Origin of the sequence: Isoptericola maris, from assembly GCF_048065335.1 — a bacterium.
In the GTDB taxonomy this organism is placed as follows: domain Bacteria; phylum Actinomycetota; class Actinomycetes; order Actinomycetales; family Cellulomonadaceae; genus Isoptericola; species Isoptericola rhizosphaerae.
On sequence record NZ_JBLUNY010000002.1, the window covers coordinates 372177 to 394069 of the forward strand.

General features: G+C 73.9%; 22 protein-coding genes. 10 read left to right on the plus strand and 12 right to left on the minus strand.

Annotated elements, in window-relative coordinates; genetic code table 11:
- Nucleotides 1–32: 32 nt before the first annotated feature.
- Nucleotides 33–1673: an ABC-F family ATP-binding cassette domain-containing protein gene (locus ACH5HR_RS05885; protein ID WP_416476739.1), complete on the minus strand. Its 1641-nt coding sequence runs from the start codon at nt 1671–1673 to the stop codon at nt 33–35.
- Between the two features lie 261 nt (nt 1674–1934).
- Here ACH5HR_RS05885 and ACH5HR_RS05890 point away from each other — a divergent pair, with 261 nt between their 5' ends.
- A complete protein-coding gene (locus ACH5HR_RS05890) occupies nt 1935–2237 on the plus strand; it encodes a hypothetical protein (RefSeq protein ID WP_416476740.1) in 303 nt (100 codons plus the stop codon).
- A gap of 131 nt (nt 2238–2368) precedes the next feature.
- Here the strand turns inward: ACH5HR_RS05890 and ACH5HR_RS05895 are convergent, their stop codons facing one another.
- Both ACH5HR_RS05895 and ACH5HR_RS05900 read right to left on the minus strand, forming a co-directional pair.
- Nucleotides 2369–3583 carry a pyridoxal phosphate-dependent aminotransferase gene (locus ACH5HR_RS05895; RefSeq protein ID WP_416476741.1) on the minus strand — a complete coding sequence of 405 codons (1215 nt, stop codon included), beginning with the start codon at nt 3581–3583 and terminating at the stop codon, nt 2369–2371.
- Between the two features lie 93 nt (nt 3584–3676).
- Nucleotides 3677–4357, minus strand: coding sequence for a pyridoxamine 5'-phosphate oxidase family protein (locus ACH5HR_RS05900; RefSeq protein ID WP_416476742.1), 681 nt, complete (start codon nt 4355–4357; stop codon nt 3677–3679).
- A 58-nt stretch (nt 4358–4415) separates the two neighbouring features.
- On the opposite strand from ACH5HR_RS05900, the gene pdxR reads away from it, so the two are divergent.
- Both pdxR and ACH5HR_RS05910 read left to right on the plus strand, forming a co-directional pair.
- Nucleotides 4416–5882 (plus strand): MocR-like pyridoxine biosynthesis transcription factor PdxR, encoded by a 1467-nt coding sequence (pdxR, locus tag ACH5HR_RS05905; RefSeq protein ID WP_416476743.1) that lies wholly within the window; start codon nt 4416–4418, stop codon nt 5880–5882.
- A gap of 36 nt (nt 5883–5918) precedes the next feature.
- The gene (locus tag ACH5HR_RS05910) at nt 5919–7124 is read left to right on the plus strand and encodes a Fic family protein (RefSeq protein WP_416476744.1); all 1206 of its coding nucleotides are present in this window, start codon (nt 5919–5921) and stop codon (nt 7122–7124) included.
- A 12-nt stretch (nt 7125–7136) separates the two neighbouring features.
- Here ACH5HR_RS05910 and ACH5HR_RS05915 read toward each other — a convergent pair whose 3' ends face one another.
- Genes ACH5HR_RS05915 through ACH5HR_RS05925 form a run of 3 tightly spaced genes read right to left on the minus strand, consistent with a single transcriptional unit; the run spans nt 7137 to nt 9397 of the window.
- Entirely contained in the window at nt 7137–7736 is a 600-nt protein-coding gene (locus ACH5HR_RS05915; protein ID WP_402373294.1) for a class I SAM-dependent methyltransferase, read from the minus strand.
- 39 nt (nt 7737–7775) lie between these two features.
- A complete protein-coding gene (locus tag ACH5HR_RS05920) occupies nt 7776–8690 on the minus strand; it encodes a transketolase family protein (RefSeq protein ID WP_416476746.1) in 915 nt (304 codons plus the stop codon).
- Entirely contained in the window at nt 8687–9397 is a 711-nt protein-coding gene (locus ACH5HR_RS05925; protein WP_402373288.1) for a thiamine pyrophosphate-binding protein, read from the minus strand. Before ACH5HR_RS05925 ends, ACH5HR_RS05920 begins: the two co-directional genes overlap by 4 nt.
- 58 nt (nt 9398–9455) lie before the next feature.
- On the opposite strand from ACH5HR_RS05925, the gene soxR reads away from it, so the two are divergent.
- The 4 genes from soxR to ACH5HR_RS05945 all read left to right on the plus strand — a co-directional run bounded on the left by soxR (nt 9456) and on the right by ACH5HR_RS05945 (nt 12878).
- Nucleotides 9456–9941 carry a redox-sensitive transcriptional activator SoxR gene (soxR, locus tag ACH5HR_RS05930; protein ID WP_416476747.1) on the plus strand — a complete coding sequence of 162 codons (486 nt, stop codon included), beginning with the start codon at nt 9456–9458 and terminating at the stop codon, nt 9939–9941.
- A gap of 42 nt (nt 9942–9983) precedes the next feature.
- Entirely contained in the window at nt 9984–11204 is a 1221-nt protein-coding gene (locus tag ACH5HR_RS05935) for an NAD(P)/FAD-dependent oxidoreductase (protein ID WP_416476749.1), read from the plus strand.
- 4 nt (nt 11205–11208) lie between these two features.
- Nucleotides 11209–12132: an RNA polymerase sigma-70 factor gene (locus ACH5HR_RS05940; RefSeq protein ID WP_416476750.1), complete on the plus strand. Its 924-nt coding sequence runs from the start codon at nt 11209–11211 to the stop codon at nt 12130–12132.
- An 83-nt stretch (nt 12133–12215) separates the two neighbouring features.
- Nucleotides 12216–12878 (plus strand): SDR family oxidoreductase, encoded by a 663-nt coding sequence (locus ACH5HR_RS05945; RefSeq protein WP_416476752.1) that lies wholly within the window; start codon nt 12216–12218, stop codon nt 12876–12878.
- Between the two features lie 34 nt (nt 12879–12912).
- On the opposite strand, the gene ACH5HR_RS05950 is transcribed toward ACH5HR_RS05945, so the two are convergent.
- Nucleotides 12913–13251 carry a nuclear transport factor 2 family protein gene (locus ACH5HR_RS05950; RefSeq protein WP_416476754.1) on the minus strand — a complete coding sequence of 113 codons (339 nt, stop codon included), beginning with the start codon at nt 13249–13251 and terminating at the stop codon, nt 12913–12915.
- 129 nt (nt 13252–13380) lie between these two features.
- Here ACH5HR_RS05950 and ACH5HR_RS05955 point away from each other — a divergent pair, with 129 nt between their 5' ends.
- Nucleotides 13381–15120, plus strand: a complete 1740-nt coding sequence (locus ACH5HR_RS05955; RefSeq protein ID WP_402373274.1) for a pyruvate dehydrogenase — start codon at nt 13381–13383, stop codon at nt 15118–15120.
- A 4-nt stretch (nt 15121–15124) separates the two neighbouring features.
- Here the strand turns inward: ACH5HR_RS05955 and ACH5HR_RS05960 are convergent, their stop codons facing one another.
- Nucleotides 15125–15748 (minus strand): hypothetical protein, encoded by a 624-nt coding sequence (locus ACH5HR_RS05960; RefSeq protein ID WP_416476756.1) that lies wholly within the window; start codon nt 15746–15748, stop codon nt 15125–15127.
- A 38-nt stretch (nt 15749–15786) separates the two neighbouring features.
- The gene (gene hisC / locus ACH5HR_RS05965) at nt 15787–16863 is read right to left on the minus strand and encodes a histidinol-phosphate transaminase (RefSeq protein WP_416476911.1); all 1077 of its coding nucleotides are present in this window, start codon (nt 16861–16863) and stop codon (nt 15787–15789) included.
- A gap of 195 nt (nt 16864–17058) precedes the next feature.
- Here hisC and ACH5HR_RS05970 point away from each other — a divergent pair, with 195 nt between their 5' ends.
- Complete coding sequence (locus ACH5HR_RS05970; protein ID WP_402373267.1) at nt 17059–17445, plus strand: phage holin family protein; 387 nt, start codon at nt 17059–17061, stop codon at nt 17443–17445.
- A gap of 40 nt (nt 17446–17485) precedes the next feature.
- Here the strand turns inward: ACH5HR_RS05970 and ACH5HR_RS05975 are convergent, their stop codons facing one another.
- Both ACH5HR_RS05975 and ACH5HR_RS05980 read right to left on the minus strand, forming a co-directional pair.
- The gene (locus tag ACH5HR_RS05975) at nt 17486–19039 is read right to left on the minus strand and encodes a hypothetical protein (RefSeq protein ID WP_416476758.1); all 1554 of its coding nucleotides are present in this window, start codon (nt 19037–19039) and stop codon (nt 17486–17488) included.
- Nucleotides 19036–19266 (minus strand): hypothetical protein, encoded by a 231-nt coding sequence (locus tag ACH5HR_RS05980; protein ID WP_416476760.1) that lies wholly within the window; start codon nt 19264–19266, stop codon nt 19036–19038. Before ACH5HR_RS05980 ends, ACH5HR_RS05975 begins: the two co-directional genes overlap by 4 nt.
- Nucleotides 19267–19441: 175 nt before the next feature.
- Here ACH5HR_RS05980 and purB point away from each other — a divergent pair, with 175 nt between their 5' ends.
- On the plus strand, nt 19442–20956 hold the full coding sequence (purB, locus tag ACH5HR_RS05985) for an adenylosuccinate lyase (protein WP_416476761.1): 1515 nt from the start codon (nt 19442–19444) through the stop codon (nt 20954–20956).
- Here the strand turns inward: purB and ACH5HR_RS05990 are convergent.
- A complete protein-coding gene (locus ACH5HR_RS05990; RefSeq protein ID WP_402373258.1) occupies nt 20944–21789 on the minus strand; it encodes a helix-turn-helix transcriptional regulator in 846 nt (281 codons plus the stop codon). The genes purB and ACH5HR_RS05990 overlap by 13 nt on opposite strands.
- Between the last annotated feature and the right edge of the window lie 104 nt (nt 21790–21893).

Sequence of the window (21893 nt, forward strand, 5' to 3'; positions counted from 1 at the left end):
CATTGCCCACCGGGATGACCGCGGCAGCGGGGTCACGCCGCCGCCAGCGTCCCGTCCGCCCTCATCGCCAGCTCCGCCGTCAGCCCGACCCGCTCCAGGAACGCCCGGTCGTGGCTCACCACCAGCAGCCCGCCGCGATAGGACGCCAGCGCCTGGACGAGCTGGTCGGTGCTGGCCAGGTCGAGGTTGTTCGTCGGTTCGTCCAGCACGAGGAGCTGGGCCGGCGGGTCGGCCAGCAGCAGGCTCGCGAGCGCCACCCGGAACCGTTCGCCGCCCGAGAGGGTGCGCACCGGCCGGTCGACCTGGTCGCCGCGGACCAGGAACCGCGCCAGGCGGTTGCGCAGCTCCCCCGGCACGACGTGCGGCGCGCGGCGCCGGACCTCGTCCAGCACCGTGGCGGCGTCGTCGAGCCCGTCCAGCCGCTGAGGCAGGTATCCCACGCGCTCGGTGAGCCGCCGCGCCGTCGCCCGCGAGGCGCCGTCGGGCCTGGCCCCGGCCCAGCCCCGGGAGCTCGCGCCGACGAGCTGTTCGAGCAGCGTCGTCTTGCCGACGCCGTTGGGGCCGGTCAGCGCGACCCGCTCGGGCCCCGCGAGCACGGTCTCGCGGCCGTCGGACCCGCGCAGGACGGCGAGGCGCCGGCCGGCCGGAACGTCCGGGTCGGGCAGGTCGACGGCGATGCGGTCGTCGTCGCGCACTGCCCGCTCCGCGGCCGCCACGGCGTCGCGTGCCCGCGACTCCGCCTCCACCGCGGCACCCCGCCGGGCACCCTGCGACTTCTGTGCGGCGTTGCGGCGGTCGTTGATCACCGCCTTGACGTACCTGCGGTCGGCGGCGTCCTTGCGCCCCTGCCGCTCGGAGTGGGCGATGCGCTCCTGGGTCTCGATGCGTTGTCGCTTCTCGCGCCGCAGCGTCTGCTCGGCGTCGCGCAGCACCGAGCGCGCGGCCTCCTGCTGCACGGCCAGCCACTCCTCGTACTGCGCGTACGTGCCGCCGAACGTGGTCAGGCCGCCCGTGCGGAGCTCCGCCGTCGTGTCCACGAGCTCGAGCAGCTCGCGGTCGTGCGACACCACGACCAGTGCGCCGCGCCACGTGCGGACCAGCTCGTGCAGGCGCTCGCGGGCCGAGCCGTCGAGGTTGTTCGTCGGTTCGTCCAGCAGCGCGACGTCGGCCGCGCGCAACCGGATGCCGGTCACGGCGGTGAGCACCACCTCGCCGCCGGACAGGGTGCCGACACGGCGGTCGAGCACGCCGGCCCTCGTCGCGCTGCCGGGGAGCACGTCGGCCGCGGCGAGCGCGGCGACCGCCCGTTCCTCCAGGTCCCACCCGTCCGGGCCGACGACGTCGAACAGCTCGGGGCGGACGTCACCGTCCGCGATGGCCCGCACGGCGTCGACGACAGCACGCACGCCGAGCAGGTCGGCGACGGTCGCGCCGGTATCCAGCGTGATCCGCTGCGGCAGGTGGTCGGCGGTGCCCGCGACGGTGACGGAGCCCGAGGTGGGCCTCAGCCGCCCGGCGACCAGCCGCAGCAGGGTCGACTTGCCCGTGCCGTTGAGGCCGACCAGACCGGTACGGCCGCGGGGGAAGGTGCCGGAGATCCCGGCGATCGGGGTGGCCCCGTCGGGCCAGGAGAAGGTGACGTCCTTGAGGACGACGGCGGGGGTGAGGGGCACGGGAGCCTCCGGGGAACGCTGCGGCGTGCGCCGACGTCGTCCACCCGCCAGGAGGGTGCACCGGTCCGGGTGCGGGCGAGCAGGGGTCAGCGCGAGGTCGTGGGACCGCCGTGCGTGTCCGTCACCGTGCTTCCTTCCGTCCGTCCCCTGTCACGTGCGGCCGGCCCGCGGGGACGGCCACGACACTGCCATCCGTCCGGGCGAGGCGCAACGGGATTCCGTTGTTGCGGGCTCACGGTGCCCGTGGTTGCGTCATTGGCCATGACAGACAACAGCGAGCAGACCCGCAACGTGTTCGTGCTGGCGATGACCGACCTGCAGCGCGAAGAGCTCGAGAGCATGCGCGGCGCCGAGCACTTCACGTTCCACTCCCTGCTCGACGTCGACACGCTCGTCCGGGAGACCTGGTACGACTTCGACGCGCTGCTCGACCAGGCGCGCGCCCAGCTGGCCGACTTCCCCGGCTCGATCGACGCCATCGTGAGCCACTGGGACTTCCCCAGCTCGCTGCTGGCGCCGATCCTCGCGCGTGAGCACGGCATCCCCGCCCCGTCGACCACCTGATCAACGCCCAGCTCGACGCGTACGAGCTGGACGAGCAGCAGGGAGACCCGCGCGTCTACTCCCAGAACTGGGAGCGGCGCATCCCGCGCGATCTGGTGTGAGCCGGGCGGCTCAGCTGCGCGGCGGCGCCGTCACCGCCGCGTGGCCAGAAACTCCGCGATCCGGCCGATCGCCTCCTCGAGGACCTCGACGTCGGGCAGCGTGACGAGCCGGAAGTGGTCGGGCGCCGTCCAGTTGAACCCGGTGCCGTGCGTGACGAGGATCTTCTTGGCGCGCAGCAGGTCGATGACGAAGTCCTGGTCGTCGTCGATCGCGTAGACCTCCGGGTCGAGCCGCGGGAAGCAGTAGAGCGCGCCGCGGGGTCGCACGGAGGACACGCCGGGGATCTCGTTCAGCAGCCGGTCGGCGAGCATCGTCTGCTCGTAGAACCTGCCGCCGGGCACGATCAGCTCGTCGATCGACTGGTAGCCCCCGAGCGCCGTCTGGATCGCGTGCTGCGCCGGGACGTTGGAGCACATGCGCATGTTGGCGAGCAGCGTGAGTCCCTCGAGGAACTCGGTGGCGGTCTCCTTCGGCCCCGAGATCATCACCCAGCCGGCCCGGTAGCCGCACACGCGGTACGCCTTGGACAGGCCGCTGAACGTCAGGCAGAGCACGTCGTCCCCGGCGGCCGTGGCGGCGTGGTGGTGCACGGCGTCGTCGTAGAGGATCTTCTCGTAGATCTCGTCGGCCAGGACGACCAGGTCGTGGCGGCGCGCGATGTCCACCATCGCGGCGACCATCTCCGGGCTGTACACGGCGCCCGTGGGGTTGTTCGGGTTGATGATCACCAGGGCGTGCGTGTTCTCGGTGATCTTCGACTCGAGGTCCGCCAGGTCGGGCATCCACCCGTTCGCCTCGTCGCACGCGTAGTGCACGGGCGTGCCGCCGGTGAGCGTCACGGCGCCCGTCCACAGCGGGTAGTCCGGGGCGGGCACGAGGATCTCGTTGCCGTCGTCGACGAACGCCTGCAGCACCATCGAGATCAGCTCGGAGACGCCGTTGCCGATGAAGACGTCCTCGACCATGGTGTCCCGCAGCCCGCGCGACTGGTAGTACTGCGCGACGGCGGTGCGGGCCTCGTAGATGCCGCGCGAGTCGCTGTACCCCTGGGCCTCGGGCAGGTGGTGGACCACGTCGGCGAGGATCGCCTCGGGTGCCTCGAAGCCGAACGGGGCGGTGTTGCCGATGTTCAGCTTGAGGATGCGGTGGCCCTCGGCCTCGAGGCGCTGGGCCTCGGTGAGGATGGGGCCACGGACGTCGTAGCGGACGCCGCGGAGCTTTCGGCTCTGTCGAATGGTGCGCACCGCCCCATCCTCGCCGGTCCGCACCGCTCGCGCGAACAGCCAATCCGGAACACGTGGCATTCCTCCCGGCGGCACTGCTCGGCCCGTAGATCGTCAGAGCCGCGGCGCCAGCGCGCTGACCGACGGCGGCACGGGCGTTCCCGCGGACAGCGGGCTGGGTTCCGGGACCCCCGCCGCCACCGACAACGGCAGCACGCCGGCCCACACGCCGTGGTCCTCGCCGTCGTCCGGGTCCTCGCCCACGCCGCCGGTGCGGGTCTTGACGCTCACGCGGTCGAGCGGCACCTGGAGCACCTGCGTGGCGGCGACCTCCTTGGCCGTCATCTCCCGCACCTCGGCCCGGCGGCCGGGCATCAGGTGGTCGCCGATCTGCCACAGCGCCTCGACCCGCAGGTCGCGCGGGACCACGGTGGCGCGGCCGGCGACCATCGCGGACCGGTAGTTGGCCGAGCTGTCGTTCAGCGACCGGGCGTAGACGAGCCCGTCCAGGTGGGAGATCCCCACCGAGACGGGCACGCCGTCGGGGCCGGCGTCGAGGAACAGCCCGGCCCCGGTGGAGCCGTGGAGCAGGAGCCTGCGACCGAGCCCGTCGCCCAGGTCGCCGACGCCGTACAGGTACGGCAGGACGACCGGGTACCCGTCGCGGAGCATCGCGACGTGGGCGAGGAACCCGTCGGCGAGGATGCCGTCGAGCACGGCGGGGTCGTCGGTCTGGCGGTCGGGCTTGCGGCCCACGGCCATGCTCGGGCAGCCGGGTGCGGTCTCGATGCTCACGTCGCCGACGGTACGGAGCCCGCTGGACTACGCTGTAGTCCACTCTCCGCCAGAACGGATGGACCACTTGGACGCCAACCAGCAACCCACCAAGGTGGCGCGCGTCGTCGACCTGGTCCGCGGCATGGTCCACGACGGCCGGCTGACCGAGGGCGACCCGCTGCCCTCCACCCGCGCGCTCGCCGGCGAGCTCGGCCTGGCCCGCGGCACCGTCACCGCCGCCTACGAACAGCTCGACGGCGAGGGGTACGTGGTGCTACGGCACGGCGCGGTGCCACGGGTCGCGGCGACCCTCGGCGCGCTCTCCACCGCCGCGCCGCCCGCCGGCGCGGCAGGGCTGCGGCCGGGAGCGGCCACCGCTCCCGTCCCGACCGTCCGGACCGTGCCGCCCGCCGCCCTCGTCGACCTGACGCCCGGCGTCCCCGCCGTCGCGGCGGTCTCGGCACGGGACTGGCGCGCGGCCTGGCGTCAGGCCGCCGCCCAGCCCCTGGTCGCCGCGTACCCGGACCCGGCCGGTGAGCCCGTGCTGCGGACGCAGGTCGCGAACCATCTCGCGCTGAGCCGGGGGTTCGCGCCGGACGACGGACGCGTCGTCGTGACCGCCGGCACGACCGAGGCGATCTCGCTGGTGACCGAGTCGCTGGCGCGCCGGACGGCGGCACCGCGGGTCGCCGTGGAGAACCCCGGCTACCGCGCGGGCCGCCGGGCCGTCGCCTCGGCGGGAGGCGCCGTCGTGCCCGTGCCGGTCGCCGACTCCGGCATCGACCTCGACGCCCTGCGCGCCGCCCACGCCGGCGAGCGCCTCGACGCCGTGCTGGTCACGCCGAGCCACCAGTACCCGCTGGGCGGGGCGATGCCGGTGGCCGCGCGGCACGAGCTGCTGGCGTGGGCCGCCGCCGAGGACGTCCTGGTCCTCGAGGACGACTACGACTCCGAGTTCCGCCACCGCGGCTCCCCGCTGCCGGCCCTCGCCGCGCTCGACGGTTCCGGCGTGGTCGTGCACGTCGGCTCGTTCTCCAAGGTGCTCGACCCCCGGCTGCGCTGCGGCTACCTCGTCCTCCCGGCGGGCAACACCGTGCCCGACGGCGGCGCCCCGGCCGGGGCGGGGATCCGCGCCGCACGCTCGGGCCGGGGCGCCACGGTGGCGAGCGTGACCCAGCACGCGCTGGCCCACCTCATGTCCACCGGGGCGCTGCGCCGTCACGTGGCCCGCTGCCGCCGCGACTACCGGACCAAGCGCCGGATGGTGGCCGAGACGTTCGAGGGTGTGCCCGGCGTGCGGGTCCGCGCGCTGGACGGCGGCCTGCACGCGGTTCTCGAGCTCGAGGACACGCCGACGGCGGACCTGGTCGCCCGCCTGGCGGACCGGGGGGTGCTGGTCGCCGACCTCCAGGACTACGCGGCGCCCGGGTCCGGCCTGGAGCTGAACGGCGTCGTCCTCGGTTACGCCCCACCGTCTGGCACGGAGCTGCGCGCCGCGCTGCGCACGATCCGCACCGAACTTGGACCAGCACCACCTTCTTGATCCAGGTTTCGACCAAACATGGATTAAGATGGGAAGGTGCTCCAGGTTCCACCCCAGACCTACACGGACGACTACTGGGTCGCCGAGTCCCACGGGATGGCGAGCCGGTCGGCGATGGCCGCTGCCTCCGGGCCGTACCGGTCGTCGATCCCGCCCTCCATCAGCACGTGGGTCCCGTCGATCCCGGCGGACCTGACCGCGGACGCTGAAGAAGCGGCAACGTCGCTCAGCCGGTTCGACACGTACGCCGCTGTGAGCCTCGGGGCGGCGAGCCCGTCGCTCGGTCCGATGAGCTCGATCCTGCTGCGCACCGAGTCGACCTCGTCGTCCCAGATCGAGAACCTCACCGTCGGTGCCCGGCAGCTCGCTCTCGCCGAGCTCGACCAGTCGTCCTCCGAGAACGCCCGGACGGTCGTGGCCAACGTGCGGGCGATGGAGACCGCGCTCGACCTCGCCGCGCGGTTCGACACCAGCGCGATCCTCGCGATGCACCAGGCGTTGCTGTCCGGCCAGCGAGGCTGGGAGGACCACGCCGGACGATGGCGCGAACAGCTGGTGTGGATCGGCACGAGCGCACTCAGCCCTCGCGGCGCCTCCCACGTCGCACCGCAGGCTCCGCTCGTCGCGCCAGCCATGGAGGACCTCGTGCGCTTCGTCGCCCGTGAGGACCTGCCGGTCCTTGTCCAGGCCGCCGTCGCCCACGCCCAGTTCGAGACCATCCACCCGTTCACCGACGGCAACGGGCGGACCGGGCGCGCGATGGTCCATTCGATCCTCCGAGCGAAGGGCGTCATGGCAGAGACGATCGCCCCCGTGTCCGCCGGGCTGCTGACGCAGACCGACCGGTACTCCGACGCTCTGACGGCCTACCGGGACGGCGACGCGCGACCGATCGTCGAGCGGTTCGCCGAGGCAGCCCGGTTCGCGGCGACGTCGGGGGCACGGCTCGTCGATGATCTCGCCGCGCAGGTCGAGTCGTCCCGGGAGCGGCTCCAGGGACTCCGCCCGCAAGCCGCGGCGTGGAAGGTGCTGCCTCAGCTCGTCTCCCATCCGGTGGTCAACGCACGGTTCCTCACCACGCACCTGGCCCTGGGGAACCAGAGCGCCCACAATGCCTTGACGCAGCTCGCCGACGCCGGAGTCCTGATCGAGCGCACCGGCCTGCGCCGCAACCGCGTCTGGCAGCACCCAGGGATACTCACCGTCCTCGACGAGTACGCCCGGATGCTGCTGCGCCAGTAGGCCACGACCTCTTCAGACCCGGCGCGCGACGACGGCCGCGTGCGGGCGGTGACCGTCGGCGGTGCGCTGCTCGACCTCCTCGACCTCGAACCCCGCCTTCTCGAGCCGCGTCCCCATCTCCTCGACGGGCCAGGTCCAGGCGGTCGTCACGGCGTGCTCGAAGGATTCGACCCGCGGCCCCGCGAAGAACCCCTGCAGGAGGCTGCCGTCGGGCTCGAGGGCACGCGCGAGCTCGCGCAGGACCGCGTCCAGGCGCTCGGGGCGAGTGTGGATCACCGAGTACCAGGCCAGCACTCCGCCCAGTCCTTCGTCGGGGACGCCGAGCGCCTCCAGCGGAGCCTCGCGGAAGCTGAGGGCGGGGTACCGGGAACGCGCGTGCTCCAGGAACGGGCGGGTGATGTCGACCCCCTCGGCGTCACAGCCGTGCCGCGCCAGGAAGTCGGTCCAGTGGCCCGGGCCGCACCCGGCGTCGACGACCGGCCCGGTGAGGCCGCCGGCCCAGCGCGCGATGCGGCTCCGGTCCGGCTCGGCCATCGCGTCGACGGATCCCAGGCGATCGATGTACTCCGTCGCGCGCCCGGCATAGGCCGCGGACACCTCGAGGCTCGTCATCCGGCTGATTCTGGCAGCCCGTGACCGGGACGGTGCCACTCAGCCCAGGAGCCCCTCGACCTGCCGTCGCACGCCCGCCGCGTCGAGGCCGTGCGCGGCGGCATGGTCGCGCGGCGTGCCGTAGCGGCGCAGCTCGGCGTCGCGAGGCACGCCGACGTGCAGCACCCGGGCAGGCCGGTCGGCCAGCGCCGCCGCGACCCCGGCCGCGCTGGTTCCCGCCAGGTACGGCTCCACGACGGCCAGCGCCGGGGTCGGCCCCGTCAGCTCGCGCAGGCCGTCGGTGTCCAGCGGGTGGGGCGTGTTGGTGTGGGCCACGCGCACGGGCAGGTCGCGCGTCGCCTCGAGGACGACGTCGAGCATCGGCCCGACGGCGAGGACCAGCGGTGCGCCACCCGCGACGCCTCCCGAGACGTCCCGCACCAGGTGCACGCGCCCGTCGACCGGCTGCGGCCGCGCGTTGTGCTGCCCCGAGAGCCGCACGTACACGCGGCCGGCACCGGCGGCCTCGCGGCGCAGAAGCTCCGCGACCTCGTCGCCGTGGCCGGGCACGTGCACCGTCCACCCCGGCAGCGCGGAGACCAGGGCGACGTCGCCTGGCGCCTGGTGCGTGCGTCCGCCGGCGCTGACGTCGTACGACGCGCCGGCGCTCACCAGCAGCGCCCCGACGTCCTGGTGGCCGAGGTCCAGCTTGATCTGCTCGTACGCCCGCTCCACGAGGAACGGTGCGAACGTGTGGACGATCGGCCGGCGCCCGGTCAGCGCGAGCCCGCCCGCCACACCCATCATGGCCTGCTCACGGATCCCGACGTCGACCACCTGGCCGGGCCGCCGCGCGATGGTCTCGCTGACGTAGCCCGCCCCGATCACGGCCAGCACGAGGACGGCGTTCGGGTTCGCGGCGAGCACCGGGTCGAGCTCGGCGTAGAACCGGGTCCGCATCTCTGCCGCGCTCATGCCGCCACCTCCTGGCCGCGCACCCCGGCGTGAAGCGTGGTGTCCACGACCACGGCGGTAGGCCGGTCCGGTGCGACGGTCCGCAGCGCGCCCGCGAGCGCCGCGTGGTCGTGCGCGGCGACGTCGGCCACCTGCCAGCCTTCGAGCGCGAAGCGGGCGGCGATCCCGCCGGGCCAGCCGAGGTTGTCGCTGTGGTTGTCGACGACGACGCAGGTGAGGTTGTCGAGGCCGAACCGGCCCGCGACGGCGATCGCCTCGGCGTTGCTGCCCTCGTCCAGCTCGGCGTCGCCGACGAGCACGACGACGCGTGCCCGCGACCGGTCCCGCAGCCCGAGCGCCATGCCGACGGCGATCGGCAGGCCGTGCCCGAGCGACCCGCTGCCGATCTCGATGCCGGGCACGAGCGTCCGGTCGGGGTGATGTCCGAGGCGCGAGTGCCAGGAGGCGACGTCGTCGAGCCACCCGACCGGGAAGAACCCCTTGGCGGCGAGCACGGCGTAGGTGGAGGCCGGACCGTGCCCCTTGGAGAGCAGGAACCGGTCACGGTCGGGATGGTCGGGTGCGTCGGGAAACACCCGCAGCACCTGGTCGTACAGGACCCAGAGGACGTCGAGGGTGGAGTTCACGCTCGGGTCGTGCTTCTCGTCACCGGTCATGCGGGCGACGAGCTCCACGACGGACGGTGGGACGGTGTCGATGTCGGTCATGCTCCGATCGTGTAAGTTAAACCTCGCTTGAGGTCAAGACCCGACCCCCCGGAGGACCGTGGCGATCGAGCGATACCTGACCATCGGCGAGGTCGCCCGCCGCAGCGGCGTGGCGCCGTCGGGCCTGCGCTACTACGAGACGCTCGGGCTCATCTCCTCGGAGCGCACCACGGGCAACCAGCGCCGCTACGAACGCACCACGCTGCGGCGGGTGGCGTTCATCCGTACCGCGTCCCGGGTCGGGCTCACGCTCGAGGAGATCGGCGACGCGCTCGCGACGCTGCCCGAGGGGCGCACGCCCACCGCCGACGACTGGACCCGGCTCTCCCGCTCGTGGCGCCCCCTGCTGGACGCCCGCATCGCCGCCATCGAGCGGCTGCGCGACGACCTCGACTCGTGCATCGGCTGCGGCTGCCTCTCCCTGGAGCGCTGCGTGCTGCAGAACCCCGGCGACCGTGCGGCGACGCTCGGCCCGGGCGCCCGCTACCTGGAGGGCGACAGCCCCTCGGACGCCGCCCGCGCGGCCGGCCAGGACGCCACCTGAGGGTGCGTGTCACACCCGCGCGCGCTGGCTCGTCCCGTGGGTATGAGCACACACACGACACACAGCACACCCACCACCCACGTCCTGATCGTCGGCGCCGGGTTCGCCGGCGGCATGGCAGCGGTCCGGCTCGCGGGACACTCCCGCGGCCGGGTGGCCGTCACCGTCGTCAACCCGCGGCCGACGTTCGTCAACCGCCTGCGCCTGCACCAGCTGGCCGCCGGGCAGCAGGTCCCCGCCCCGAGCATCCGCCGGATGCTCGGCCCGGACGTCACGTTCGTCGAGGGCTACGTCACCTCGCTCGACCCGGACGGCGGCCGGGCCACCGTCCACGGGCCGGACGGCGTGCGACAGCTGCTGTTCGACCGCGCCGTCCTCGCCACCGGCAGCACCACCGAGCCGGTGCCCGTCCCGGGCGGCGAGCACACGCACGGCGTCGCGGACCTGGCGGCGGCCGAACGGCTGCGGCACGCCGTCGCGAGCCTGCCCGCCGGGGCGGACGTCGCCGTCGTCGGCGGCGGGTTCACCGGCCTGGAGACCGTCGGCGAGCTGGCCGCGACCCGGCCGGACGTCAAGACCCGCCTCGTCACCTCCGGAGAGGTCGGCGGCTGGTTCAACCCCCGGGCGGCCGCCCACGTGCGCACCAGCCTGGAGGGCCTCGGCGTCGAGTCGGTCGGGGGCGCCCGCGTCCGGGCCGTCGAGCCCGGCCTGCTCCTGCTGGACGACGGCGCCGAGGTCCCGTCCGACCTGACCGTCTGGTGCGGCGGCTTCGCCGCGCCGCCCCTCGCCCGCGAGTCCGGGCTCGCCGTCGACCCGGACGGCGCCGCCCGCACCGACGCCGCCCTGCAGTCGGTGTCCCACCCGCAGATCATGGCGGTGGGCGACGCCGGGCACACGGTGGCTCCGCACGGCGGGCGGTACTCCATGTCCTGCCAGCTCGCGTTCCCCTCGGGGGCGCACGCCGCCGACGTGCTCTCCGCCGAGGCCCGCGGCACCGCCGACGGCGGCCCCGCGCCGCTGGACCTCGGGTTCCAGGGGCGCTGCGTGAGCATCGGCAGCCACGCCGCCGTGCTGCAGCTCACCGACCGTGACGATGTCGCGGGCGACCGCGCGCTGACCGGCCGCACCGCCGTCGCGCTGAAGAAGTTCCAGGTGCGCGGCGTGGTCGCGGCCATCGGCATCGCCCGCCGCGCGCCGGGAGCGATCCGCTGGCCCGGGTCCGGCCGTGCGCCGAGCCCCGTCCAGGCGCCGGTGGCAGGCTGAGAAGATGTCCCGCACCGAGGAGTTCACCGCGCTGCGGCCGCTGCTGTTCGCGATCGCCTACCGGATCCTGGGCAGCGTGACCGAGGCCGAGGACGCCGTCCAGGAGACCTGGTTGCGCTACGAGGGCACGACGGCGGAGCCGACGTCGGTCAAGTCGTTCCTGTCCGCCGTCGTCACCCGGATCTCGATCGACGTGCTCCGCTCGGCGCGGGTGCGCCGCGAGGAGTACACGGGCACCTGGTTCCCCGAGCCGCTGCTGGACGACCCGTACGAGGACCCGGAGCGCTCCGCCGAGCTCGCCGACTCGGTGTCCATGGCGGCGCTGCTCCTGCTCGAACGGCTCAGCCCGCTCGAACGGGCGGTCTTCGTGCTCCGGGAGGTCTTCGCGTTCGACTTCGCCGAGATCGCCGAGGCCGTCGACCGCTCCGAGTCGGCGTGCCGGCAGCTCGCGGTGCGGGCGCGCCGGCACATGGCCGAGGGCCGGCCCCGGTTCGACGCCGACCGGCGCGAGCGCGAGGAGCTCACCGCCCGGTTCGTCGAGGCCTTCCGCGCGGGGGACGTGGACGGCCTGACCGAGCTGTTGGCGGCCGACGTCCAGGTGACCGGCGACGGCGGCGGCAAGGCCCCCGCGTTCCCCCGTCCGGTCGCCGGCCGGGAGAAGGTGCTCCGGGCGTTCGTGGCCTTCGCCGACCTGCTGTCGGCGGGCGACCTCGTGATCGAGCAGCACGAGGTCAACCACCAGCCGGGCATCGTCATCTCCACCACGGACCACGAGCTTCTCGCCGTCCTGGCGGTCGACGTGCTCGACGGTCACATCCAGACCGTCCGCGGCGTGATGAACCCCGACAAGCTCGCCCACCTCGGCCCCGTGGCGGACGCGTGGGCGGTGCAGGCCCGCGCGGTCCAGGCCCGGCGCGAACGGTCCTGACCTCCTCGCTGGCGTCGGGCGCCGACGTAGGACACGGTGGGAGGCATCCGCCCCAGCTCCCCCGAAGATCCTTGGAGGTCGTCATGAAGATCGTGGTCGTCGGTGCGCTCGGCAAGGTCGCGCGACACCTGCTCCCGCTGCTCACGAAGAGCGGGCACGACGTCGTCGGCGTGGTCCGCAAGCCCGAGCAGCTCGACGTCGTGACCGACCTCGGCGCCGAGGCGCTGCTCCTCGACGTCGAGACGTCGAGCACCGACCAGATCGCGACGGCGCTCGACGGTGCCGACGCCGTCGTCTGGTCCGCCGGGGCAGGCGGCGGCAATCCCGACCGCACCTACGCCGTCGACCGGGACGCCGCGATCCGCTCCATGGACGCCGCGGCGCTCGCCGGGGTCCGCCGGTACGTCATGGTGTCCTGGATCGGCTCCGTGCCCGACCACGGGATCCCCGAGGACTCGAGCTTCTACCCCTACGCGGACGCCAAGCTCGCCGCCGACGACCACCTGCGGGGCACCTCGCTGGACTGGACGATCCTCGGGCCGGGCAGCCTCACCGACGACGCCGCCACCGGCCGGATCGAGCGGGTCGCCGACGGTACGGCTCTCGAACGCGGCGAGGAGTCGGCCGTCCCGCGCGCCGACGTCGCCCAGGTGGCGGCCGACACGCTGCGCGAGCCGTTGACCGTGGGCGCGTTCGTCCGCTTCCGCAGCGGCGAGACGCCGATCCCGGACGCGCTGCGCGGCTGACGGCGCGGCTGACGTGCCGGCCCGCGCGGGCCGGTCAGTCCGGCGTGTGCTGGTGCAGCAGCAGCCGCCACCCGTCGGCGCGCACGTACGTGCTGGCCAGGGTCGCGACGTAGGTGTCCTCGCCGCGGCGCCCGGTGAACCGGTAGACGATCGTCGCGGTGTCGCCGCCGCGCACCAGCCGGGCGTCGTCCAGGTCGGCCTCGTCCCAGCCGGGCGAGGCGTCCATCGCGGCGACGCAGCCCGCCTTGTCCAGGACCGCACCCGGCACGACGACGAGAGCGTCGTCGTGCAGCACCTCCGCGTAGTCGGGGCCCGCACCGCGTGCGAGGCGGTCGTCGATCGCCAGGAGCTCGTGGAGCATCGCCTCGTCCATCCATCGACCGTAGGCTCGGGGCGGCCGCCCCGCAGCGGTGACCGACGCCACCGCGCTCCCCCGCGCGGGCACGGCCCGGCTGGGGCAGCATCGCAGGAAGCCGTCACCCGCTCCCCGGAGGTCACCGTCATGGCTCGCACCGTCGCCGAACACCTCGTCGACCAGCTCGTCGCCGCGGGCGTCGAACGCATCTACGGCATCGTCGGGGACTCGCTCAACCCGATCGTGGATGCCGTGCGCCGCACCGAAGGCATCTCCTGGGTGCACGTGCGCCACGAGGAGGCGGCAGCCTTCGCCGCCGCCGCCGAGGCCGAGGTGACCGGCAAGCTCGCCGTGTGCGCCGGGTCGTGCGGCCCGGGGAACCTGCACCTCATCAACGGGCTGTACGACGCGAACCGCTCCAAGCTCCCCGTCCTGGCCATCGCCTCGCACATCCCGAGCTCCGAGGTCGGGACGCAGTTCTTCCAGGAGACGCACCCCGACCGCCTCTTCACCGAGGCCTCCGTCTTCTCGGAGATGATCTCGACGTCGGCGCAGCTGCCGCGCGTCACCCGCTCCGCGATCCAGCACGCGCTCGCCGAGCCGGGCGTCGCGGTCCTCACCCTGCCCGGCGACGTCGCGGACGAGGAGGTGGCCGACGACGACGCGCCGATCCTCATCCCCGGCGCCTGCCCGGCGCGCGTCGTGCCCAACGGCACGGACGTGGCGGCGCTGGCGCGGGCGATCGACGACGCCCAGAAGGTCACCCTGTTCGTCGGAGCCGGTGCCCGAGGTGCGCGGGACGAGGTGCTCGAGCTCGCCGACCTCGTCGCCGCACCCGTGGGCCACTCGCTGCGCGGCAAGGAGATCATCCAGTACGACAACCCCCACGACGTCGGCATGTCCGGCCTGCTCGGCTACGGCTCCTGCCACCAGGCGATCCACGGGGCCGACCTCCTGGTGCTGATCGGCACGGACTTCCCCTACGACTCGTTCCTGCCGGACGACGTCCCGACGGCGCAGATCGACATCGACGCCTCCCACCTGGGTCGGCGCACCCGCCTCGACCTGCCCGTGCACGGCGACGTGGGCGAGACGCTGCGTCTGCTCAACCCGCTCGTGCAGCGCAAGACGAACCGCAAGTTCCTGCGCCGGATGGTCGACAAGCACGCCGAGAACATGACCAAGGTGGTCGGCGCCTACACGCGCAAGGTGGAGAAGCACACGCCGATCCACCCGGAGTACGCTGCGGTCCAGCTCGACGAGACGGCGGCGGACGACGCCGTGTTCACCGTCGACACGGGGATGAACAACGTCTGGGCGGCGCGCTACCTCACGCCCAACGGCCGACGGCGCGTCATCGGCTCGTTCCTGCACGGCTCGATGGCCAACGCCCTGCCGCACGCCATCGGGGCGTCGATGGCCCAGCCGGACCGGCAGGTGGTGGCCCTCGCCGGCGACGGCGGGCTGTCCATGCTGCTCGGCGAGCTGATCACCGTCCGCGCCTACGACCTGCCCGTGAAGATCGTGGTGTTCAACAACGCCTCGCTGGGCATGGTGAAGCTGGAGATGCTCGTGGAAGGGCTGCCGTCGCACGGCACCGACTCGCCCGAGGTGAACTACGCGGCGATCGGGACCGCCGTCGGCATCCCGTCGCAGCGCGTCGAGAAGCCGAAGGACCTGCGCAAGGTGTTCGCCGAGCGCCTGGATGCTCCCGGACCGGCGCTGGTGGAGGTCATGACCGACCCGAACGCGCTGTCCATCCCGCCGTCGATCACGTCCGGGCAGATCCGCGGGTTCGCGACCGCCATGACCAAGGAGATCCTGGGCGGCGGCATGGGCGAGGTCATGTCGATGGCTCGCTCGAACCTGCGCAACCTGCCGCGCTGACGGTTCAGCCGGCGGCGGCCATGGCGGCCACCAGCGCGTCCGCCGCGTCCTGGTCGCTGAACGCCGCGAAGTCCGACTCGTCGAGGGAGTTGATCTCGAGCACCACGGCGGCCAGCGCGTCCTCGTCGAGGTACAGGACGCGGTAGGCGCCCTGCGGGTTCGACGGGATCCACCGGCGCAGCACGCTGACCTCGAGCCGCCCGGACGTCACGGTGGTGACCTCGTTCTCCTGCACCGCCGTGCTGGTCTGCGCGTCGAACTCGTCCACGAGGAGGCTGCCGGCAGCCGCGTCGGCCACCTTGATGACCTGGAGCTCCCCGGCGTACCGGTCCGGGGACCACAGACCGCACAGGTACCGGTAGGAGTCCGGCGCGGCCGGGTCGTCCCCGTAGGGTCCCCAGCCGACGTCGGTGTACCCGCCCTGCACGCCGAGCATCTCGGGGGGCTCGTCGCCGAGGAGACACCCGCCGCGCCCCAGGTGCGGCATCGCCTGCCCGTACCCGTCGGAATCGGCCCAGCCGTCGGCCGTGTCCTCGAGCCAGGACTCCGGGACGCCGGTCACGTCGGCGGGTTCGGTGCCGCCCGCCGAGCACGCCCCGAGACCCAGGGTGGCGACCAGGGCGGTCACGACAGGAGCAGCCGCGGACGCGGTCCGTCGGTGGCCCCTCACCGGACCCAGTCCGCGGCCAGCGCCAGGAACGCGTCGTTCGCCGCGACCTCACCGATGCTGACGCGCATCCCGTCACCGGCGAACGGCCGCACGAGGACGCCCGCCACCGCGGCCTGCGCCGCCAGCTCCGCCGTCCGCTCCCCCGTGCCGAGCCACACGAAGTTCGCGTGCGTGGCCGGCACGTCCCAGCCCTGCTCGCGCAGCGCGTCCCACACCCGGGTGCGCTCGGCGACCAGCGCCTCGACGTGGTCGGTCATCTCGGCCAGGGCCGGAGCCTGCAGCGCGGCGATCCCGGCCCGCTGGGCGAGGTGGTTGACGCCGAACGGCGTGGAGGTGGCGCGGATGCCCGCGGCGAGGTGCGGCTCCGCCAGCGCGTACCCGACGCGCAGGCCGGCGAGCCCGTACGCCTTGGACAGCGTGCGCAGCACGACGACGTTCGGGTGGCGGCGCAGCACGTCGAGCCCGTCCGGGGACTCGGGGTCGCGCACGAACTCGAGGTACGCCTCGTCGACGACGACGAGCACGTCGCGCCGCACGGACGCGAGGAACGTCTCGAGCTCGTCGGCGTGCACCACCGGACCGGTCGGGTTGTTGGGCGTGCACACCAGGACGGCGCGGGTGCGCTCGGTGACGGCGGCCGCCATCGCCGGCAGGTCCAGGCGGCCGGCGGCGCTGACCGGCACCGTCACCGCCGTGCCGCCGGCGACGGCCGTGATGATCGGGTAGGCCTCGAAGGAGCGCCACGGGAAGACGACCTCGTCACCCGGCTCGACGACCGCCTCGAGGACGTGCTGCAGCACCGCGACGGACCCGTTGCCCACGACCACCTGGTCCGCGCCGACGCCCACGTAGCCCGCGATGGTCTCGACGAGCTCCGTGGCGTACATGTCGGGGTAGCGGTTGACCTCGGCCGCCGCCGTCTGGATCGCGGCGAGCACCGACGGCAGCGGCGGGTACGGGTTCTCGTTGGACGAGAGCTTGTACGCCCGTCCGCTCGGGCGCGCGCCGGGGACGTAGGCGGGCAGGGCCGCGACGGCGGCGCGCAACGGGACGGACGTGTTCGGGTTCGGCATGTTCGGCACGGCCCCAGGATCTCATCGGTCCGCCACGGCCCCGGTCCGAGGACTCCCGACGGCCCGGGCCCGGGCGTCAGCGGATCGGCCGGGCGTGCCCGGCGAACGGCATGGCGGTCATCATGATCGAGGCCATGCGCCGATCATGGCACCGCGGTTGTTCCCGTGGACGCCCGCCCGTGCCACGATGCCGTCATGAACCTCATCGCACGGATCGTCGTGACCTCGCTCGCGCTGTGGATCTGCGACCTGATCTTCGACAACCTCGAGATCTACGGCGGCGACGACGCGCTCGGGCGCATCCTCGTCATCGTGGGCGTGGCGACGATCTTCTCCTTGGTCAGCATGATCGTGAAGCCGATCGTGTCCCTCATCTCGCTGCCGCTCCTGATCCTCACCCTCGGCCTGTTCTACCTGCTGATCAACGCGCTGATGCTGTGGATCACGGTGTGGCTCACGGACCAGATCGGGGACTGGGGTCTCGACATCTCCGGCGGCTTCTGGTGGTACCTGTGGATCGCGCTGATCCTCGCGGTGCTGCAGACCGTCATCGGCTGGGTCGTCCCCGGCAAGCGGGACTGACGGGTCGGGCCCGACGGGGCGACCGCGCCACCGGGACAGGTCACTGCCCGGGCTGCCCACGCCGGACCGTGTAGAACGTCGTCTCGGACCGGTCGCCGTCCAACAGCTCCTCGATCGGCCGGACCACACCGGCCACCTGGACGTTGCCCACGGCCTGCGCGTGCGCCAGCGTGCGCAGGTGCGTGGGCACGGAGTGCGCCTTCCCGACGTTGCCGGACGCCGCGCGGTCGTGCGGGTCGTCGGAGGCTGACAGGTCACGACTCACCGTCACCCGATCGGGGGTCGCCGGGTTCTCCGCACCCGACCGTCCGTCGAGCGGTGAGACCAGCTCCTCGGTGTTCTCGACGTGCAGCGCCGGAACCCCGGGGGGCGTGCGGAAGGTCGCCGTCGGCGCCCCGGCCGTCACGACGCCGCCGACGCGGTGCTTCTGCCGGAACGACGGCGACGCGGCCAGCGCCGTCGCGGCGATCCCGCCGAGCGAGTGGCCCACGAGCACCACCGGCTCGTCCCGGGAGGCACCCGCGTCCGCGAGCGCCTGCTCGACGGCGACCATCACGTCGGCCGTCTCGCCCGCCATGAGGTCGAGGTCGGTGGCGCCGTCGAACGGGTTCCGGGTGGACAGCACCTCCTGCGTCCCGGGGATCAGCACGGTCCAGCTCACCGTGCCGTCGGCGTGCTCGACCCGCTCCACCCCGACCGTGCCCGGCGGCGGCCCCGGCGCGGGCCGCCCCGGGATGCTGCTGCCGTGCGAGTACAGGTCCGCGGTGCGGGCCAGCGCCTCGGCCACGCTGCCGGCGCACGACCCCTGCCAGGCGGGCGGGCCGCCCGTGAACCGTGCGGGGTCCAGCGGCTCCACCGTGACGTCGACGCGGGGCAGGACGCTGTGCACGGCGCCGGAGAGCACCCGCGCGCCACCGGTCACGGAGAAGTCGCCGCGGGCCGCGAGCGGTGCCCCGGCAGCGACCCCGACGCCGCCGCCCAGGATCGCCTCGTCGGCGTACGGTGCCGCACCTCGCAGGATCCACCCGCCGATCCCTCCACCACCGGACGGTTCGACGTCGACGGGAACGGTGGCGGCAGGTTCCTGCGGCCCGTCCGGGTCGGGCGCCAGCACGGCGGCCATGCCGATCCCGATCCGTCCGCCCCAGCGCGCCGGCAGGCCGAGCAGCGGGTCGGTGACCCGTCCGGTGACCACCCCCGCGACGGCCCCCGAGCCCACCGCCACGACGGCTCCGACGAGCTTCTCCGCGGCGGACTCGGCGTGCTCGTAGAGGCCCGCGGCGACCAGGAGCCGGTGCTGCAGGCTCGCGCAGGTGTCGGCGCGGGCCGCGAGCGCGACGGCGGCGTCGTCGGCGAGCGCCCGTGCCCAGCGGACCCGGCCGGGGCGACCGGGGTCCGTCTCCCCGAGGGGTGCGGGGCTCCACAGGTCGCGGTCGAGGGCGGTCCGGGCGGCGGCGCAGGCGGCCGTGGCGACGCGCAGGTCGTCGGCGGCGTCCGCGAGCCGGAGCGCCGCCGTGCGGATGTCGGTGGCGTCGACGTGCGCGACGGGTCGCCCGCCGACGACGACGAGCGTCTCGCGCGGGTCCCGGCTCACGACGTCTCCAGGGCCGCGGTGACCCGGACGGCCTGCTCGACCGCGCCGGAGTCGGTGGCGAGGATCGTGAGCAGGTCGCTGATCGCGGCCCGGCAGTCCTCGCCGGCGGAGGAGTCCCAGGCGAGGACGGCGGCGCGGCGCAGCAGGGCAGCGGAGTCGTCGAGCGCGGCGTGGGCGTCGCGGAGCCGGGTGGCGGCCACGGCGACGTCGGAGGTCGGCATGAGCATGGCCCGGACGCTAGGGCGCTCGGGTGCCGACCGCCCCGGCCGACCCGGTCGCCTGTGGACGGTGGCAGCCTGTGGACGACCTCCCTCGACGGAGCGCTCGCACCACGACCGGTGCCCGACGACGGCGGCTCGGCCCGTGAGACCTGCGGGCCGGGCCGCCGGGCCGCGTGGGAGAATGCAGGGCGTGACCTCCACCGCGCCGCAGCCTGACCAGCCCACCCGTGTCGACCTCGCCGACGTCACCCCGCCGATCGCGCTGGGGCCGCTCGACGGCCGCTACCGGGGTGCGGTGGCGCCGCTCGTGGACCACCTGAGCGAGGCCGCGCTGAACCGGGCGCGCATCCACGTCGAGGTCGAGTGGCTGATCACGCTGTGCAACGGCACGGCGGGCAACGGCACGGCGGGCGACGGCACGACGGAGGCACCGGGCGCGGTGGTGCCCGGCGCTCCCACCCTGACCGACGCGGAGATCGCGTACCTGCGCCGGATCCCGGCGACGTTCGGCGCGGACGAGATCGCCGAGCTCGCCGAGATCGAGCGCGAGACGGTGCACGACGTCAAGGCCGTCGAGTACTTCATCAAGCGCCGCATCGCCACGGCGCCCGACGAGCTCGGCGACACGAACCTGCCGGCCGCGAGCGAGCTGGTGCACTTCGCGTGCACGTCCGAGGACGTCAACAACCTCAGCTACGCGCTGATGGTGCGCGGCGCCGTCGTCGACGTGTGGCTGCCGGCGGCCGAGGGCCTGGCCGACCAGCTCGCCGAGATGGCGCGTGAGCACGCCGACGTGCCGATGCTGAGCCGTACCCACGGCCAGCCGGCCACGCCGACGACGATGGGCAAGGAGCTCGCCGTGCTCACCCACCGGCTCCGCCGTCAGCTCCGCCGCGTCACGGGGGCGGAGTTCCTCGGCAAGCTCAACGGCGCGACCGGCACGTACGGCGCGCACACCGTCGCGGTACCGGATGCCGACTGGCCGGCCGTCTCGCGGGGGTTCGTCGAGCACCTGGGCCTGACCTGGAACCCGCTGACCACGCAGATCGAGTCGCACGACTGGCAGGCCGAGGTCTACGCCGACATGGCGCGGTTCAACCGGATCCTGCACAACCTCGCGACCGACGTGTGGACGTACATCTCGCTCGGGTTCTTCACGCAGATCCCCGTCGCGGGCGCCACCGGCTCCTCGACGATGCCGCACAAGGTGAACCCGATCCGGTTCGAGAACGCCGAGGCCAACCTCGAGATCTCCTGCTCGCTGCTGGACACGCTCTCAGCCACGCTCGTCACCAGCCGTCTGCAGCGCGACCTCACGGACTCCACCACGCAGCGCAACATCGGCCCTGCGTTCGGGCACTCGCTGCTCGCCATCGACAACGTGCGCCGCGGGCTGAAGGCCCTCGCCGTCAACGCCGACCTCATGGCCGACGACCTCGACCACAACTGGGAGGTCCTCGGCGAGCCGGTCCAGTCGGCGATGCGCGCCGCGTCCGTGGCGGGGGTCGAGGGCATGGAGAACCCGTACGAGCGCCTCAAGGAGCTCACCCGCGGCCAGCGCGTCGACGCCACCCGCATGCGCGAGTTCGTCGGCACGCTCGGCCTGCCCGACGACGTCGCGGCGCGGCTCGCCGAGCTCACCCCCGCCGCGTACACGGGCATCGCGGCACGGCTGGTCGAGGACTACCTCGACTGAGTCAGCTGCTGCTGCCCGACGACGGACAGCAGCGCGAGCTTCTCCGCGTCGACGGAGCGCGGCGCGGCGGTGAGGACGAGCAGCGCCTGCGTCTGGTCCTGCGTGAACAGCACCTGGCAGTCGAGCTCGATCGGGCCGACCTCCGGGTGCACGAGCGTCTTGTGGTCCTCGTACCGCCGGGCGACCTCGTGCCGCTCCCAGATCTCGACGAACTCCTCGCTGGCGTCCTGCAGGACCCGCACCAGCTCCCCGGCAGGCGAGCCGGGCCCGAGCAGCCCGACGGCGGCCCGCAGGTTCGCGACGACGGCCCGGCCGTGCCGCGCACGGTCCGCGGCCGGGTAGATCTCCCGGCTCGCCGGGTCGGTGAACCACCGGTAGTACTCGCTGCGAGCCCAGCCGGCGGCCTGCGAGTGGTCGCCGAACAGGGCGACGGCCAGGGGGTTGGCCGTGAGCGCCTCGCCCACGCAGGACAGGATGAGGGCGGGCGTGTCGTGGAGCCGGTCGAACACCCGCCGCAGCGCCGGTGCCACGTGCGGGTGGCACACGATCCGGTCGGGCGTGCCGCGCCCCGCCGTGCGGAACAGGTAATCAGTCTCGTCGTCGGTCAGGCGCAGCGCCCGGGCGATCGCGGCAAGCATCTGCTCGCTCGGCTGCGGGCCGCGCTGCTGCTCGAGCCGCGTGTAGTAGTCGACGGACATCGCGGCGAGCGCGGCGACCTCCTCGCGGCGCAGGCCGGCAGTGCGCCGTCGGGCGCCGGGGGCGAGCCCGACGTCGGCGGGCTGCACCGCCGCGCGGCGGTGACGGAGGAAGGCGGCTAGCGCGGCTCGGTCCATGCCCACCATGGTCCGACGGCGGCACCCCGGCACGCCAGTGCCCAGCCAGGGATCGCCGGTCCCCCGACGAGGGGTCCTCTCCCGCTGTCGTGCCGTGGCGCGCA

What these genes read in the sequence shown, in the direction of transcription:
- ACH5HR_RS05890 (WP_416476740.1), top strand. Translation starts at nt 1,935, where the DNA reads ATGACAGACAACAGCGAGCAGACCCGCAACGTGTTCGTGCTGGCGATG.
- pdxR (WP_416476743.1), top strand. Translation starts at nt 4,416, where the DNA reads ATGGACCACTTGGACGCCAACCAGCAACCCACCAAGGTGGCGCGCGTC.
- ACH5HR_RS05915 (WP_402373294.1), bottom strand. Translation starts at nt 7,736, where the DNA reads ATGACGAGCCTCGAGGTGTCCGCGGCCTATGCCGGGCGCGCGACGGAG.
- ACH5HR_RS05920 (WP_416476746.1), bottom strand. Translation starts at nt 8,690, where the DNA reads ATGAGCGCGGCAGAGATGCGGACCCGGTTCTACGCCGAGCTCGACCCG.
- ACH5HR_RS05925 (WP_402373288.1), bottom strand. Translation starts at nt 9,397, where the DNA reads ATGACCGACATCGACACCGTCCCACCGTCCGTCGTGGAGCTCGTCGCC.
- ACH5HR_RS05935 (WP_416476749.1), top strand. Translation starts at nt 9,984, where the DNA reads ATGAGCACACACACGACACACAGCACACCCACCACCCACGTCCTGATC.
- ACH5HR_RS05940 (WP_416476750.1), top strand. Translation starts at nt 11,209, where the DNA reads ATGTCCCGCACCGAGGAGTTCACCGCGCTGCGGCCGCTGCTGTTCGCG.
- ACH5HR_RS05945 (WP_416476752.1), top strand. Translation starts at nt 12,216, where the DNA reads ATGAAGATCGTGGTCGTCGGTGCGCTCGGCAAGGTCGCGCGACACCTG.
- ACH5HR_RS05950 (WP_416476754.1), bottom strand. Translation starts at nt 13,251, where the DNA reads ATGGACGAGGCGATGCTCCACGAGCTCCTGGCGATCGACGACCGCCTC.
- ACH5HR_RS05955 (WP_402373274.1), top strand. Translation starts at nt 13,381, where the DNA reads ATGGCTCGCACCGTCGCCGAACACCTCGTCGACCAGCTCGTCGCCGCG.
- hisC (WP_416476911.1), bottom strand. Translation starts at nt 16,863, where the DNA reads ATGCCGAACCCGAACACGTCCGTCCCGTTGCGCGCCGCCGTCGCGGCC.
- ACH5HR_RS05970 (WP_402373267.1), top strand. Translation starts at nt 17,059, where the DNA reads ATGAACCTCATCGCACGGATCGTCGTGACCTCGCTCGCGCTGTGGATC.
- ACH5HR_RS05980 (WP_416476760.1), bottom strand. Translation starts at nt 19,266, where the DNA reads ATGCTCATGCCGACCTCCGACGTCGCCGTGGCCGCCACCCGGCTCCGC.
- purB (WP_416476761.1), top strand. Translation starts at nt 19,442, where the DNA reads ATGCAGGGCGTGACCTCCACCGCGCCGCAGCCTGACCAGCCCACCCGT.
- ACH5HR_RS05990 (WP_402373258.1), bottom strand. Translation starts at nt 21,789, where the DNA reads ATGGACCGAGCCGCGCTAGCCGCCTTCCTCCGTCACCGCCGCGCGGCG.